Below are 13,887 nucleotides of genomic sequence, written 5' to 3'. Positions count from 1 at the left end.
CAAGGAGCAAGCATGATCACCTTATATGGCACCCCCGTCAGCCGGGCCCTGCGCGTATCCTGGTTACTGGAAGAGCTGGACGTGGCATGGCAGTTCCAGTTTCTCGACTTCGCCAAGGGCGAGAATCGCAGCGACTGGTTTTTGACCCTCAATCCAAGCGGCAAGATGCCGGTGCTCAAGGACGGGGAGTTCGTGTTGACCGAGTCCGCCGCCATCATGCAGTACCTGGCCGAGGTGTATGGCCCGAACTGGCTGCCGGCCAGAGGGACCCAGGCCTCGGCACTGCACGCCCAGTGGGTCAGTTTCATCACCTGCGAGCTGGAACAGCCGCTGTGGACCATCGGCAAGCACCGCTTCGCCCTGCCCGAGGCCCAGCGCCTGCCGGCCATCTTCCCCACCGCCAAGTGGGAGTTCGACAAGGCGGCGGCCATCGCCGAATCCTGGGTGCCCGAGCAGGGTTACCTGCTGGGTGAGCAGGTAACCATCGCCGATCTGCTGCTGGCCCATACCCTGATGTGGGCCACCCGTTTCGAGCAGACCATTCCGCCCAAACTCGCGGCCTATCGGGATCGTCTGGCCAAACGCCCCGCCCTGCAGGCGGTGCTGGCCAAGACCCAGGCCATCGCCGATGCCGCTCAGGCCGGCTGACCTGCGGACAAGAAACCGTCAATGCAAACGGGAGCCCGCAAGGCTCCCGTTTTTTATGGCTGTTTGGCATCATTGGCGTGGCAAGGCGCTCAATTGGTATGAAAGCCGCTCCCCTTGGGCGGTGGCGCAACTTCATACTCCATCCGGGTCACCTCGGCGGTGCGCGGGCCACGCTCCAGCCAGCCCAGCATCATTTGCACGCTCTGCTCCGGCCCGCAGATGAGGATCTCCACCGAGCCATCTTCCAGGTTGTAGGCATGGCCCCGCAGCCCCAGTTGCAGCGCCCGCTCCCGGGTGAAGTAACGAAACCCCACCCCCTGCACCAGGCCCCACACTCGCACGACAAACGATTGCTCTCCCATTTCTCACACCTTCCCCTTAAGAAATTTCCCTCCAAGGCGATAATGAGCGCGACACTCTCATCCCCTTGCAGGACGCAATACCATTATGAAAGAAGTAAAGTTTCGGTGGGTTGACCGTTATCTCATTCACCTCACGATCAGCGAAAAATTTCTCATCACCTTCTGGTGCCCACTGTTGTTCATCGCCTTTATCAGCTGGTACCTGCTGGCAGGCGGCCATCAGCAGGAGATGCAGCTGCGCCTGGATCAGCTCAAGCAGCGGGTCGAACTGAGCGCCCAGCTGGCCAGCCAGCACGCCGATCTGACCCTGCCCGCCGAGCTCACGCTGAGCCCGACCGGCAGCACAGGGTTAACCCAGCAGGGCGACATCTATCGATACGGCGCCAGCGCCGGCCAGGCCGGGGTCGTCACCGGGACCCTGGATGCCTCCCGCTACTCCCTGTGGGATGGCCAAGGAACCACCCTCACCATCATAGCCGTGCTGGCCGCCCTGCTGGCCCTGGTGACCCACTACCTGATGACCTTCGTGTCGGGGGCGCTCTACTCCACCAACAAGGCGCTGCAGACAGTGGCGGATGGCGATCTCACCTTCCGCCTCAATTTCTTCCCGGTGCGCGACGAGTTCTCCATCCTGGCCGGCAGCATCGACCGCTTCACCGACCGCCAGCACAAGATAGTACAGCTGGTGGAAGAGTCCGCCGAGGCGTTGACCATGGCCGCCGACGAGTTTCGCGATCATGCCAGCGAAGGCGAAACCATGGCCCGCTCCCAGCGCCAACACATGGACTCCCTGGCAGCCGCCATGGAGCAGATGTCCGCCGCCATTCGCGAGGTTGCCCGCAACGCCAACGACACCCTGCAGCAGACCCGCCAGTCGAGCGAAGAGGCGGCCAACGGCGCCTCCCGGGTATCGCGCACCATCACCGCCATCCGCACCCTGGCCGACGAGATCGGCAACGCCTCCGGCGCGGTGGAACGGCTGACCCACAATGCCAATCGCATCAATGAAGTGGTCAACGTCATCAACGCCATCTCCCAGCAGACCAACCTGCTGGCCCTCAACGCTGCCATCGAGGCGGCCCGCGCCGGCGAGCAGGGTCGCGGCTTCGCGGTGGTGGCCGACGAGGTTCGCACCCTGGCCAGCCGTACCCAGCAGGCCACGGTAGAGATCCAGCAGATGATTGAAGAGCTGCAGGCCGGCACCGGGGCACTGAACGACATCATGGAGAAGACGGTGGAGCGGGCGGCCAGCAGTCAGCAGCTCATCAGCGAGGTGGGGCTAGACATCGACAAGCTCAGCAACCACAGCGATGCTGTGCTGGAGATGAGCACCCAGATCGCCACTTCGAGCGAACAGCAGAGCTCGGTGGCCGAAGAGATCACCCGCAATCTGGATCAGGTGCGCCATGAAGCGGGCCAGGTGGAAGCGTCCGCCAGCGCCTCGGTGGCCGGCACTGCCGGCCTCAAGGCCACCGCCACCGAGCTGGCCCAGGCATTGAAAGGGCTAAAGATCTGATTTTTTAACAACAAGCGCCCAGAGCCTGACGCTATCTGCCAAGGTTGTTTGAGTTTTGCCAGCGGGCCACATAGAATGTGGCCCCTTTTCTTTTGACCATCTGGCAACTCCCATGAGCGCTTCCATCTATCTCGTCAAAGGCCGCGAAAAATCCCTGCTGCGTCGCCACCCCTGGATCTTCTCCAAGGGGATCGAGCGGGTTCAGGGCAACCCCATTGACGGCGATACCGTCGAGATCCTCACCCATGACGGCAAGTGGCTCGCCCGTGGCGCCTGGTCCGGCAGCTCCCAGATCCGCGCCCGGGTCTGGACCTTCGACAAGGATGAGACCGTCGATCTCGACTTCTTCATCCGCCGCCTCAAATACGCCCAGGAGTCCCGTGATGGACTCATCAAGCGTCAGGGCCTCACCGGATATCGCCTGTGCGCTGCCGAGTCCGACGGCCTGCCTGGCTTGACCATCGACCGCTACGCCGATTTTCTGGTGTGCCAAATTCTCTCTGCCGGTGCCGAGTTCCAGCGCGATCTGATCACCCAAGCACTGCGCACTCTCTACCCCGAGTGCAGCATCTATGAGCGCTCCGACGTGGCGGTGCGCAAGAAGGAAGGGCTGAAAGAGCGCACTGGCGTCATCTATGGTGAGACTCCGAACGAGCCGGTGGTGATCGAGGAAAACGGTGGCGTCAAGATCCTGGTGGACATCCGCAACGGCCACAAGACCGGCTTCTATCTGGATCAGCGTGACAACCGTCAGGCCGCCGCCAAGTACACCGAAGGCAAGCGGGTGCTCAACTGCTTCTGCTACACCGGTGGTTTTGGCGTTTATGCCCTCAAGGGCGGTGCCAAAGAGGTGGTCAACGTCGATCTCTCCCAGAATGCGCTGGACATCGCCCGCCAGAACGCCGAGCTGAACGGTCTCGATACCAGCAACACCCAGTTCGTCCGTCACGACGTGTTCAAGCTGCTGCGCGAATACCGCGAGAAGGGCGAGAAGTTTGACGTCATCGTGCTGGATCCGCCCAAGTTTGCCGAGAGCAAGGCCCAGCTGCTGGGCGCCTGCCGCGGCTACAAGGACATCAACATGCTGGCGTTCCAGCTGTTGGCGCCGGGTGGCGTGCTGCTGACCTACTCCTGCTCCGGCCTGATGGAACAGAGCCTGTTCCAGAAGATCGTCGCCGATGCAGCGCTCGATGCCGGCCGCGACGCCCAGATCCTGGAGCTTTTGTCCCAGGCATCCGATCACCCCATCGGTACCGCCTATCCGGAAGGCTTCTACCTCAAGGGACTGGTGGTTCGCGCTCGCTAAGCCGCACAGACCCTAGTTACCCCCCCTTGTCCCCGGCTCCAGATCCGGGCCAAGGCAGGGTGCGGCAAGTCATCAAAAAGCCCGCTATTGTAGCGGGCTTTTTATATGCGGCCGCCAAAGAGATAACCTCCCCCCGACGTTGCCACCAGCAGCGATGGGTGCCCCTGTCTCTCCTCTTCAACTGACTACAGCCATCCTCAATCTGGAATTGCCCCATCGTTAGCCCGCTTCTCATGCCTCTTTCACCCTTGGCATGGCATACACAGCCCACCAGCAGGGACTGCCCGGCATTTTTTTTATGCAAAAACATGAAATGTTACGCACCAACATTAAAAATTACTCGGGAAAATATCGGCCATAAACGCATACTCACTCACCTGAGTGAATATTGTTGTTTTCCCCTGTGGTTGGTCACACCCTGCCTCTCCCGGCTCGTCAAAGCACCAGGTCGGCAGGAATGCATCATTCCATTCAGTCACGCGCTGGCGCCCCCAACGGGAAGTAGTTCCGAAATGGTCTGGCCTCCTCCACCACCCGCACGATGGAGGGATAGCTGAGTAGACGGGCGCGATAGGCACGCAGGCAGCCATGGCTAGCGGGGATCTCGTGGGCCCAGTCGGCGTAGAAGAGCGAGGGCGCGGCGGCGCAATCGGCCAGCGTGAAGTCTGCGCCGGCAATCCAGTGGCGCCCTTCCAGCCGCTGATCGAGCCAGGGGTAGATCTGATCGAGCAGCTCGCGGGCCTCCACTACGCCATAGCGGTCACGCTCAGCGGCCGGGCGCAGCATATCCAGCACCACTTTTTGCATCGGCGTCATCACATAGTTGTCGAAGACGCGATCCAGCATATGCACTTCTAGGCCCGCATCACCAGGCGGGATCAGGCAGATGGGGCCTGGGTGGTGCGCCTGCAGATGGGCGACTATGGTGCTGCTCTCGAGAATGCAACGACCGTCATCCAGCAGCACCGGGAAGCGCTTGAGCGGCCAGAGGGCGGCAAGTTCGGCGTTGGCCGCCGGCTCTTCGAGATTCCGGTACTCGAACGGGGTGGCATTCTCGTAGAGGGCGATCAGCACCTTCTGGCTGTAGGATGAGAAAGGATGGGCATAGAGTTTCATCTGGACAATCCTTGCACGCTGATGGATGACTTCCCTAGTCTAGATCCCCTCTTCACCTTCGCTGCAGCGCTGATCCCTTGCTGGTTTTTGGATGATAAATGCGCATTCATGACGACAATCACACCCGTATGGCTCTCTTTTAGGTAGGGTGATCCCGCCTGTAGCCGTCAAGCCAGGGCAGCCGACTCATCAGGGGTGATGAGCGGCACCACAACAAAAATCGATGTCAGGCCAAGCTGAACATCATCAAGGATCCCGTCATGAATCAATCATTGCCGCTGTTGACGCCGCTGCGGGGCATCGCTGCCCTGATGGTGGTGCTGTTCCACGCCCGCTTGCTGCTCTTTCCTCAGTGGATGGAGTCGATCGCCGGCCACACCCAACTCATCGAGAACGGCTACCTCTGGGTCGATCTCTTCTTTATTTTGAGCGGACTGGTGCTGGCCCACGTCTACGGGGAGGCCTTCACCCGCACGCCCCGCACCATCGGCTATGGCCGCTTCCTCTGGCTGCGGCTGACCCGGGTTTATCCCCTCTACCTGGTGACCCTGCTGCTGCTGGTGGGGTGGGAGCTCTACAAGGCCCACCATGGGATTGGGTTCTTCGCCGGCCCCCTGTTCAAGATGTGGGAGTGGGAGGGAATGCCTCCTTTTGGCTCGCCCTTTACCCCGGCCGAGGCGTTGCCAAGCAGCCTGTTGCTGCTGCAGGTGGTGACCGATCACGGATTGACCTGGAACTTCGCAGCCTGGTCGCTGAGCGTGGAGTGGATTAGCTATCTACTGTTTCCGCTGCTCATTCCCCTCGCCGTCACCCGCAGCCGCTGGAGCAACCTCGCCCCTCTGCTGGCCCTGACGGTGCTGGCCTTTATCGTGCACAGCCGGGGCACCCTGGATGTCACCAGCGGGGCGCTGGCCATCGGGCGCGGGGTGAGTGAATTCGTGCTCGGCCTCTGGCTGCTGCCGAAGATCAAGGCTGCCCGCCAGTGGCCCATGATGCAGCGGGATCTGCCGCTGCTGCTCGCCTTTCTGCTCCCCTTCGCGCTGATGCAGTTCACCATGACGCCGCAGCTGACCCTGCTGCTGATCAGCGCCTACGTGTTGCTGATCTGGATTGCCGCCTGCCAGGGCGATCGCCAGAGCCCGCTGCTGCGCCTCCTGGATAACCGCTTCACCAACTGGCTGGGGGATCTCTCCTACTCCATCTACCTGCTGCACGCCCTGGTACTGCTCACCGGCTGCGAGCTCATCCACTATCTGGCGCCGGGGCTCACTGTGTGGTGGTATGCCCAGACCAACCCCTTGCTGGGGGTGCTGGCTACCCTGTTGATGCTGGCGGTGCTGATCGGTCTCTCGGCGCTGAGCTACACCCTGCTGGAGCGGCCGCTGCAACGGCGCCTGCGCCGGCTCGGCAAGACTCGCCAGCCGGTGATGGAGCAAGCCGGCTAAATCCCCCACCAAAGATGGCCCCGATGGCAGCATGGCTTGCCTTCGGGGCTACCTTGGGGAGAGCCTTGCCAGCATCATGGCAAGGGCGGCTCCCCTTCTCTAAACCCGCTAATTCCCTGCGCTTTGTGTGAATTCCAGTTCGAACCGGAGCGGCCATTTGTGGCATAATGACCCGTCCTGTGGCCCTTGGCGGGGCTGCGCCGGCGCGATGTCGCCCCTCCTCCCCCGTCCTGCCAGGCTGTCCTGCACGGCAAGCCTTGCATCGCTGCGCTCACAGCCAGCCTGGGCCACCCAAGTTTCGCGCGCATGCGCATATTTGGCGGCTCCGCAGAGCCGCTGCACTTATTTTGTTTGTACACATTTGTACACGCACGTTTGCACACACAAGGGGAAAGTATGTCTTCCATTCGTCTGACCCAATACAGCCACGGCGCTGGCTGCGGCTGCAAAATCTCTCCCAAGGTGCTCGACACCATTCTCAAGAGCCAGATCCCCGGCTTTGACGACCCGACCCTGGTGGTCGGCAACAGCAGCAAGGATGACGCGGCCGTGGTCGATATCGGCAACGGTCAGGGCATTGTCTCCACCACCGACTTCTTCATGCCCATCGTCGATGATCCCTTCACCTTCGGCCGCATCGCCGCCACCAACGCCATCAGCGACATCTACGCCATGGGCGGCAAACCCATCGTCGCCATCGCCATCCTCGGCTGGCCCATCAACACCCTGCCGGCCGAAGTGGCCCAGCAGGTGATCGACGGCGGCCGTCAGGTATGCCACGAAGCGGGTATTTCTCTGGCCGGCGGCCACAGCATCGATGCCCCCGAGCCCATATTCGGCCTCGCGGTGACAGGCATCGTGCCGCTCAACGCCATCAAGCAGAACGACACTGCCAAGGTGGGTGACACCCTCTATCTGACCAAACCGCTTGGCATCGGCATCCTCACCACCGCCCAGAAAAAGGGCAAGCTCAAGCCCGAGCACGAGCAGCTGGCCCCCAACGCCATGTGCACCCTCAACAAGATCGGCCAGCGCTTTGCCGAACTGCCCGGCGTGCACGCCATGACCGACGTGACCGGCTTTGGTCTGGCTGGCCATCTGCTGGAGATGTGCGAAGGCTCCGGCGTCAGTGCCCGCCTGGACTTCAAGGCGCTGCCACTGCTGGACGAGGTGGATTACTACCTGAGCGAGGGCTGCGTACCGGGCGGTACCCTGCGCAATTTTGACTCCTATGGCGCCAAGCTGGACGCCATGGACGATCGCACCCGCAACATCCTGTGCGATCCGCAGACCAGCGGCGGCCTGCTGGTAGCCGTCGGTAAAGAAAGCGAAGCCGAGCTCCTCGCCATTGCCGCACAGGCAGGGCTGACCCTCTCCCCCATCGGCCAGCTGCAGGCCCAAACCGGCAACCAGTTCATCGAGGTTGTCCAATGAGTGCACTGCCACTGGCCACGGATTACGCCCGAATTTTTCTGGATGACGTTCCGCTCATCGACCTGCGCGCCCCCATCGAGTTCAAGGAGGGGGCCTTCCCCTGCTCGACCAATCTGCCATTGATGACGGATGATGAGAGGGCCCAGGTCGGTACCTGCTTCAAGCAGCAGGGTCAGGCGGCCGCCATCGCGCTGGGTCATCAACTGGTCGGTGGCGCGGTGCGGGCCGAACGCCTCGAGGGCTGGCTGGCCCAGCTGCGCCGGAAGCCGGATGCCGTGCTCTACTGCTTTCGCGGCGGTCTGCGCTCGCAAACGGTACAGCAGTGGCTGCATGAGGCGGGAGTCACCCGCCCGCGGGTGGCCGGTGGCTACAAGGATCTGCGTCGCTTCCTCATCGACACGCTCGACGGGGCGGCAGCCGAGTGCCACTGGAGCGTGCTGACGGGCATGACCGGCTCCGGCAAGACCCACATGCTGGCCAAGGTGGCCCAGGCGCTGGATCTGGAGGGGCACGCCCACCACAGGGGGTCGTCCTTTGGCCAGCTGCCCGGCGGCCAGCCCAGCAACATCAACTTTGAAAACAACATGGCCATCGAGCTGCTCAAACGTAGGCAGCAGGGGGAGCAGCGTTTCGTGGTGGAAGACGAAAGCCGCCTCATCGGCCGCTGCTGCCTGCCCAATTCGCTGTTTGACACCATGAGCCAGGCCCCGCTGGTGGTGGTCGAGGTGCCGCAAGAGGAGCGCGCCGAGCAGATCCGCCAGGACTATGTACACGATCTCTGGCTGCGTTATGAGGAGCGTTTCGACGCCGAAGAGGGCTGGCCGCTGTTTGCCGCCTACCTCACCGATGCCCTGGCCAGACTCAAGCGCCGGCTCGGCGATCAGGCCCATCGCGAGCTGGATCAGTTGATGCAAGTGGCTCTCGAAGAGCAAGGTCGCAGTGGCCACACCGAACTGCACCTGGCCTGGATCACCCTGCTGCTGACCCGCTACTACGACCCCATGTATCTCTACCAGCTTGGCAACAAGCGCGAGCGCGTCATCTTCCAGGGTGACAAGCAGGCCTGCCTCGACTTCTTTGCCCAGCAGCGTGCCTGATCTTCACCGTACAAGAGGACCCCATATGTTGAAATTCGAGGTGATCCCGGTCACCCAGTTTGCCCAGAACTGCTCCCTCATCTGGTGCGACGAGACCCATCAGGCCGCCCTCATCGATCCGGGCGGAGAGGCGGACAAGCTGCTGGCCGCCATCGCCAAACGGGGGCTAACCCTCACCCACATTCTGCTGACCCACGGTCATCTGGATCACGTGGGCGCCGCCGCCGAGCTGCGCGACAGAACCGGCGCCACCATCACAGGCCCTCACAGGGAAGATGCCTTCTGGCTCGACATGCTGCCCCAGCAGAGCCAGATGTTCGGCTTTGCCCATACCCCGGCCTTTACACCGGATAGCTGGCTCGAACAGGGTGACAAGGTGCAGGTTGGCAAGTGCGAGCTGGAGGTCTACTTCTGCCCGGGTCACACCCCGGGCCATGTGGTGCTGCTCAGCCAGGCCGAGCAACTTGCCTGGGTGGGCGATGTGCTTTTTGCCGGCAGCATAGGTCGGACCGACTTCCCGCGCGGGGATCACGGGACGCTGATCAAGTCGATCACCGAGACCCTGCTGCCGCTGGGGGACGACATCGTCTTCATTCCGGGGCACGGCCCCAGCTCGACGTTCGGTCGCGAGAAGGCAAGCAATCCCTACCTGATGCAACCTATCTGGTGATCTCCCGCTCCTCGCGGGTGTCCCATTGGCTCTTGAGGCGCAAGATCTCCGGCATGATCTCGAGAAAACGTGCGAGCAGCCGGGGATCGAAGTGCTGGCCAGCACCGTCACGCAGCGTGGCCAGCACCTGCTCCAGCGGCCAGGGCTCCTTGTAAGGGCGACGCACGCTCAGAGCATCAAACACATCGGCGATGGCCACGATCCGCGACGCCTCGGGGATCCCTTCGCCGGTCTCCCCTGCGGGGTAACCCGAGCCATCCCACTTCTCGTGGTGATGCAGGGCTATCTCCGCCGCCATCCGAAAGATGGGGGCGTCTGAGCGGCTCAAGATCTCGTAGCCGATGCGCGGGTGGGTGCGCATGATGACCCACTCCTCTTCGGTGAGAGGACCGGGCTTCTTGAGGATGTGATCGGGGATCCCAATCTTGCCCATGTCGTGCATGGGGGCCGCCAGCTCTAGCAGCTCCGACTGCTCCGGACTCCAGCCCGCCGCACTGGCCAGCGCGCGGGCGTAGGCGGCCATGCGCCAGATATGTACCCCGGTGTCGGTGTCGTTGTAGTGACCCGCTTCGCTCAGCATCACGATGGCGGTGCGGTAGCTGTGCTCGAGTTGATCGAGGCGCACCAGAGAGAGGTGGTTGCGCACCCGGGCGCGTACCGTGCTCGGACAGACCGGCTTGTAGATGTAATCCACCCCGCCCGCTTCGAACCCCTGGCTCTCGCTGTCTGCGTTGTCGCTCGCCGTGATAAACAGCACCGGGATCCCGGCGTGGGCCGGATCGGCCTTGAGCCGGCGGCACACCTCGTAGCCATCCATGTCAGGCATACGCACGTCAAGCAGGATCAGGGCGGGCTCGTGGCGCGCCACGGCGGCCAGCCCCTCCTCTCCTCCCTTGGCGAAGAAGAGGCTGTACTCCTCCTTGAGGATTTGTCGCAGCAGCCCGAGGTTGCTCGGCTCGTCGTCGATGATCAGCACACGCGGTCGGTTCATGATCCAGGTGCCTCCCGATTCTCCAGATAATCCTCCAGCTTGCAGGTGGCAAGCTGAATGTCGAACAGCTCCAGGGCCGCACTGATCTCGCTCACCAGCTCAGCGGGCAAGTAGCTCTTGGCCTGACCCAGTGCAGGCTCGATCAGCTCCAGATCCTCGCTCATGAGGGCCTGACGCAGGGCGTGCAGGCACACCTCCTGCGCCTCCCCCTGCGCCAGCGGGGAGCTGACAGCACCTGGCTCACGCCCGGCATAGATGTCGATGGCCTGCTGCGCCCGCTCCAGCGCCTCGAGCAAGGGGGCGATGAGCTGACTGGTGTCTCCCCCCTGTTCGATGGCCTCGTTCAATTCCGCACTGATGCGCGCCACATCGGTGAGCGACAGGCTGCCCGCCACCCCCTTGAGCTTGTGGGTCAGGCTCGCGGCAGCGTCCGTCTCGTGCTGGGCGATGTAACCCGGCAGCACGGTACCGACCGTCATATAGTCATCGCGAAAACGCCGCAGGTATTTGAGATAAACCGACGCCTCGCCCCAGTTGCGCAGGCCGGTATCGATGTCGATGCCGGCCACCGGCTCCTGGGCTGGCGGCGCGTCGCTGACCGTGAGCGGCGCCACACTGTCGGGCAGGTAGCGCAGCAGGGTTGCGATGAGCTGCTCCACGTCGAGCGGCTTGGCGATAAAGTCGTTCATGCCAGAGGCCAGCGCTGCCTCGCGCTGATCCTTGAACACCCCGGCGGTGAGTGCCAGCACGGGGATATCCTCCCGTCCCGGCAGCTGGCGCAGACGACGGGTCGCCTCGTAGCCATCCATCACCGGCATCTGCACGTCCATGAGCACCAGATCGATGCGCTGCGCCGAGTCGGCAAGGCAGGCCAAAGCCCGCTCCCCGTCGATGGCGGTGATCACCACGGCCCCCTCCCGCTGCAGCAAGCGGGTTGCCACCTCCAGGTTGATGTCGCTGTCATCGACCAGCAGTATGTGCACGTCCGGCAGACGCTGATGGCGCTGACCGCTTTCCAGCGGCTCCACGTGTTCGCGTTTCTCGTGAATGAGGCGCGCCACCGCATTGTAGAGACTGGAGCCGGTGACCGGCTTGTGTAGCACCAGATCCACCTGCTCCGAGCCGGGGCGGCGCATCAACTCTTCTTGGGAATAGGCAGTCGCCATGATGATGATCGGCGAGCGCTCCTGCTGCTCGAAGGCACGGCGAATGGCCACGCAGGTCTCGAGCCCGTCCATGCCCGGCATCATCCAGTCGAGCAGGATCACGTCGAAACGCTCCCCCTGGCGCAGCAGATGGTGCAAGGCCTGCTCGCCCGATTCCACCACCCGTGACTGCCAGCCGAGGGAGCCCACCGTCATCGACAGGGTGTCACGGGTCACCTGGTTGTCGTCGGCGATAAGCAGCGAAACGTGCTGTAGGCGCTCGTGGAAGACCTCAGGTCGCTCTACCTGAGCCAACCGGACACGGAACCAGAATTCGCTCCCCTTGCCCAGTTCGCTGGTGACACCGATGTCGCCCCCCATCAGGCTCACCAGACGGCGGCTGATGGTCAGGCCAAGTCCGGTTCCGCCAAACCGGCGGCTGGTGGAGGAGTCGGCCTGGGAGAAGGCATTGAAGATGTTGGCCTGCTGCTCGGGCGGAATGCCGATCCCGGTGTCGCGCACCCGAAACAGCAAGGTGGCCGTGCCATCTTGCTCGGCCTCCAGCTTGACCTTGACCTCCACCTCCCCGCGTTCGGTGAACTTGATGGCGTTGCCGGTCAGGTTGAGCAACACCTGTTCGAGGCGCAAGGCATCCCCTATCAGGTGCGTGGCACGCTCGGGGGCACTGCTCACCACCAGCTCGAGGTGTTTTTCGCCCACGCAGGTGGACATGATGGCTGCCACGTGATCGAGTACCTCTTCCAGACTGAATGGCACCTGTTCGAGCTCGAGCCGGCCCGACTCAATCTTGGAGAAATCGAGGATGTCGTTGATGATCCCGAGCAGTGCCTGCCCGGCCTGGTGGATCTTGCGCACCAGGGCCCGCTGGCCATCGTCAAGCCCTCCCTGCTCGAGCAGATAGGTCAGCCCCATGATGGCGTTCATGGGGGTACGGATCTCGTGGCTCATGTTGGCGATGAAATCCCCTTTGACCCGCGCGAGCCTGGCCGCCTCCTGCTGTGCCAACTGCTCTCGATGCCGACTGTGCACCAGCGAGGCCACTCCGGCACCGAACAGCAACAGCAAGGTGGCGCAGCTGGCCGAGATGAGCCCCCAGATGTGAGTACGGATGGCCAGCAGCTCGCTGCGTGGCACCATGGAAGCGGCTTTCCAGATCAGCTGATCGTGATTGAGTGCCGGGTACAGGGTGGTCCAGCTCCACAGCCCGTCGGCCAGCTCAACCTGGCCGCTCGAGGCGCCCCAGAATGCCTGCCAGGCCCGGGGAGAAGATTGCTTCAAGGTGAGGTCCGGGCGCTCGAGCATGAACCCCCACTCTTGTGCCGGATCCGGGCTGCGCAGCCAATAACCGTCCTGGTTGAGCAGCATGGTGTGATCGGCGGCCTTGCCACTGCTGTTGGTGAACTCCTTGAGCATGCGAGCGGCCTGCACGTTGATAAGCAGCAAGCCCAGATCGCGGCCCCCCAGACGCATGCGCTTGGCGATGCGGATCATGGGATTGAAGGGGCGATCGATCACCCCGTGTTCGACGTTGAGATCGAGCGGCGAGACGTAAACCCGCTCCCAGGGCAGCGCCATGGCATCGCGAAAGTAGTAACGCTCCCCTTTGTTTTGCAGCTGGTCGTCGGCCACACGCTGCAGATGCTGACCCTGACGATCGATACGCACCCGCTCCATGCCGTCCGGCGCCAACCAGCGCACCTGGGCATAGTCGGGATTGCGGTTCATCAGAATGGTAAACTGGGCAGCCATGGTGTCACGCTCGCCGCGACTCGCCGCCTCGAGCAGAATGGGCTCTTCAGACATGCTGCGCACATGGCGCAACGGCACCGCCAGCTCGTCATCGAGACGACTGCTGGCGAGCGCCAGGAAGGTGCTCTCATCACTGCGAACACGATAGAGCTCGCGCTCGACCAGTGCGTCCCCCAGCAGGTATCCCCCCACCAGGACCAGCACCAGAATGGGTGAGAACAGCAGGAAATATCCCCGTATGATTCCCTTCATGACGGTCAACACCACCCCGTGATTGGACTTGTTCGAATACTTTATATATGTCAGAGCACCACAATTGGTGTCCTGCTGTCAATCATGCCTACAAGTAAAGACTAACAGCACTAGTTGAGTATTTTATTTTTATCG

11 protein-coding genes are annotated in these 13,887 nt (G+C 62.6%); 7 read left to right on the top strand and 4 right to left on the bottom strand.

The annotated features are described in order from the left end of the window. Nucleotides 1–12: 12 nt before the first annotated feature. Nucleotides 13–648 (top strand): glutathione S-transferase family protein, encoded by a 636-nt coding sequence (locus BN1143_RS19365; protein WP_010633965.1) that lies wholly within the window; start codon nt 13–15, stop codon nt 646–648. 89 nt (nt 649–737) lie between these two features. Here the strand turns inward: BN1143_RS19365 and BN1143_RS19360 are convergent, their stop codons facing one another. Next, the gene (locus tag BN1143_RS19360) at nt 738–1,010 is read right to left on the bottom strand and encodes an acylphosphatase (protein WP_005300975.1); all 273 of its coding nucleotides are present in this window, start codon (nt 1,008–1,010) and stop codon (nt 738–740) included. A gap of 85 nt (nt 1,011–1,095) precedes the next feature. On the opposite strand from BN1143_RS19360, the gene BN1143_RS19355 reads away from it, so the two are divergent. Next, the gene (locus BN1143_RS19355) at nt 1,096–2,526 is read left to right on the top strand and encodes a methyl-accepting chemotaxis protein (RefSeq protein ID WP_017779008.1); all 1,431 of its coding nucleotides are present in this window, start codon (nt 1,096–1,098) and stop codon (nt 2,524–2,526) included. Nucleotides 2,527–2,638: 112 nt separating this feature from the next. Beyond that, a complete protein-coding gene (locus BN1143_RS19350; RefSeq protein WP_042051781.1) occupies nt 2,639–3,832 on the top strand; it encodes a class I SAM-dependent methyltransferase in 1,194 nt (397 codons plus the stop codon). A gap of 471 nt (nt 3,833–4,303) precedes the next feature. Here BN1143_RS19350 and BN1143_RS19345 read toward each other — a convergent pair whose 3' ends face one another. Further along, complete coding sequence (locus tag BN1143_RS19345) at nt 4,304–4,948, bottom strand: glutathione S-transferase family protein (protein ID WP_042051780.1); 645 nt, start codon at nt 4,946–4,948, stop codon at nt 4,304–4,306. 260 nt (nt 4,949–5,208) lie between these two features. Between BN1143_RS19345 and BN1143_RS19340 the strand changes: the two genes are divergently transcribed. From BN1143_RS19340 to BN1143_RS19325, 4 genes are all read left to right on the top strand, one after another. Continuing rightward, on the top strand, nt 5,209–6,393 hold the full coding sequence (locus tag BN1143_RS19340) for an acyltransferase family protein (RefSeq protein WP_042051778.1): 1,185 nt from the start codon (nt 5,209–5,211) through the stop codon (nt 6,391–6,393). A 396-nt stretch (nt 6,394–6,789) separates the two neighbouring features. Then, nucleotides 6,790–7,827: a selenide, water dikinase SelD gene (gene selD / locus BN1143_RS19335; RefSeq protein WP_010633959.1), complete on the top strand. Its 1,038-nt coding sequence runs from the start codon at nt 6,790–6,792 to the stop codon at nt 7,825–7,827. Further along, on the top strand, nt 7,824–8,924 hold the full coding sequence (gene mnmH, locus BN1143_RS19330; protein WP_042051777.1) for a tRNA 2-selenouridine(34) synthase MnmH: 1,101 nt from the start codon (nt 7,824–7,826) through the stop codon (nt 8,922–8,924). The genes selD and mnmH overlap by 4 nt, the downstream gene beginning before the upstream one ends. Nucleotides 8,925–8,949: 25 nt before the next feature. Beyond that, nucleotides 8,950–9,594, top strand: coding sequence for an MBL fold metallo-hydrolase (locus BN1143_RS19325; RefSeq protein ID WP_042051776.1), 645 nt, complete (start codon nt 8,950–8,952; stop codon nt 9,592–9,594). Here the strand turns inward: BN1143_RS19325 and BN1143_RS19320 are convergent. After that, nucleotides 9,584–10,585, bottom strand: a complete 1,002-nt coding sequence (locus tag BN1143_RS19320) for a response regulator (protein ID WP_010633956.1) — start codon at nt 10,583–10,585, stop codon at nt 9,584–9,586. The two genes, BN1143_RS19325 and BN1143_RS19320, sit on opposite strands and share 11 nt — an antisense overlap. Then, nucleotides 10,582–13,752, bottom strand: a complete 3,171-nt coding sequence (locus BN1143_RS19315) for a hybrid sensor histidine kinase/response regulator (RefSeq protein WP_042051775.1) — start codon at nt 13,750–13,752, stop codon at nt 10,582–10,584. The genes BN1143_RS19320 and BN1143_RS19315 overlap by 4 nt, the downstream gene beginning before the upstream one ends. Nucleotides 13,753–13,887 lie beyond the last annotated feature (135 nt).

The organism is Aeromonas dhakensis (assembly GCF_000820305.1).
GTDB classification, from domain to species: Bacteria; Pseudomonadota; Gammaproteobacteria; order Enterobacterales; family Aeromonadaceae; genus Aeromonas; species Aeromonas dhakensis.
This window is presented reverse-complemented; position numbering and strand designations above follow the sequence as displayed.

Bases quoted from the DNA above. Each gene is read 5' to 3' on its own strand.
- BN1143_RS19365 (WP_010633965.1), top strand. From the start codon at position 13: ATGATCACCTTATATGGCACCCCCGTCAGCCGGGCCCTGCGCGTATCC.
- BN1143_RS19360 (WP_005300975.1), bottom strand. From the start codon at position 1,010: ATGGGAGAGCAATCGTTTGTCGTGCGAGTGTGGGGCCTGGTGCAGGGG.
- BN1143_RS19355 (WP_017779008.1), top strand. From the start codon at position 1,096: ATGAAAGAAGTAAAGTTTCGGTGGGTTGACCGTTATCTCATTCACCTC.
- BN1143_RS19350 (WP_042051781.1), top strand. From the start codon at position 2,639: ATGAGCGCTTCCATCTATCTCGTCAAAGGCCGCGAAAAATCCCTGCTG.
- BN1143_RS19345 (WP_042051780.1), bottom strand. From the start codon at position 4,948: ATGAAACTCTATGCCCATCCTTTCTCATCCTACAGCCAGAAGGTGCTG.
- BN1143_RS19340 (WP_042051778.1), top strand. From the start codon at position 5,209: ATGAATCAATCATTGCCGCTGTTGACGCCGCTGCGGGGCATCGCTGCC.
- selD (WP_010633959.1), top strand. From the start codon at position 6,790: ATGTCTTCCATTCGTCTGACCCAATACAGCCACGGCGCTGGCTGCGGC.
- mnmH (WP_042051777.1), top strand. From the start codon at position 7,824: ATGAGTGCACTGCCACTGGCCACGGATTACGCCCGAATTTTTCTGGAT.
- BN1143_RS19325 (WP_042051776.1), top strand. From the start codon at position 8,950: ATGTTGAAATTCGAGGTGATCCCGGTCACCCAGTTTGCCCAGAACTGC.
- BN1143_RS19320 (WP_010633956.1), bottom strand. From the start codon at position 10,585: ATGAACCGACCGCGTGTGCTGATCATCGACGACGAGCCGAGCAACCTC.
- BN1143_RS19315 (WP_042051775.1), bottom strand. From the start codon at position 13,752: ATGAAGGGAATCATACGGGGATATTTCCTGCTGTTCTCACCCATTCTG.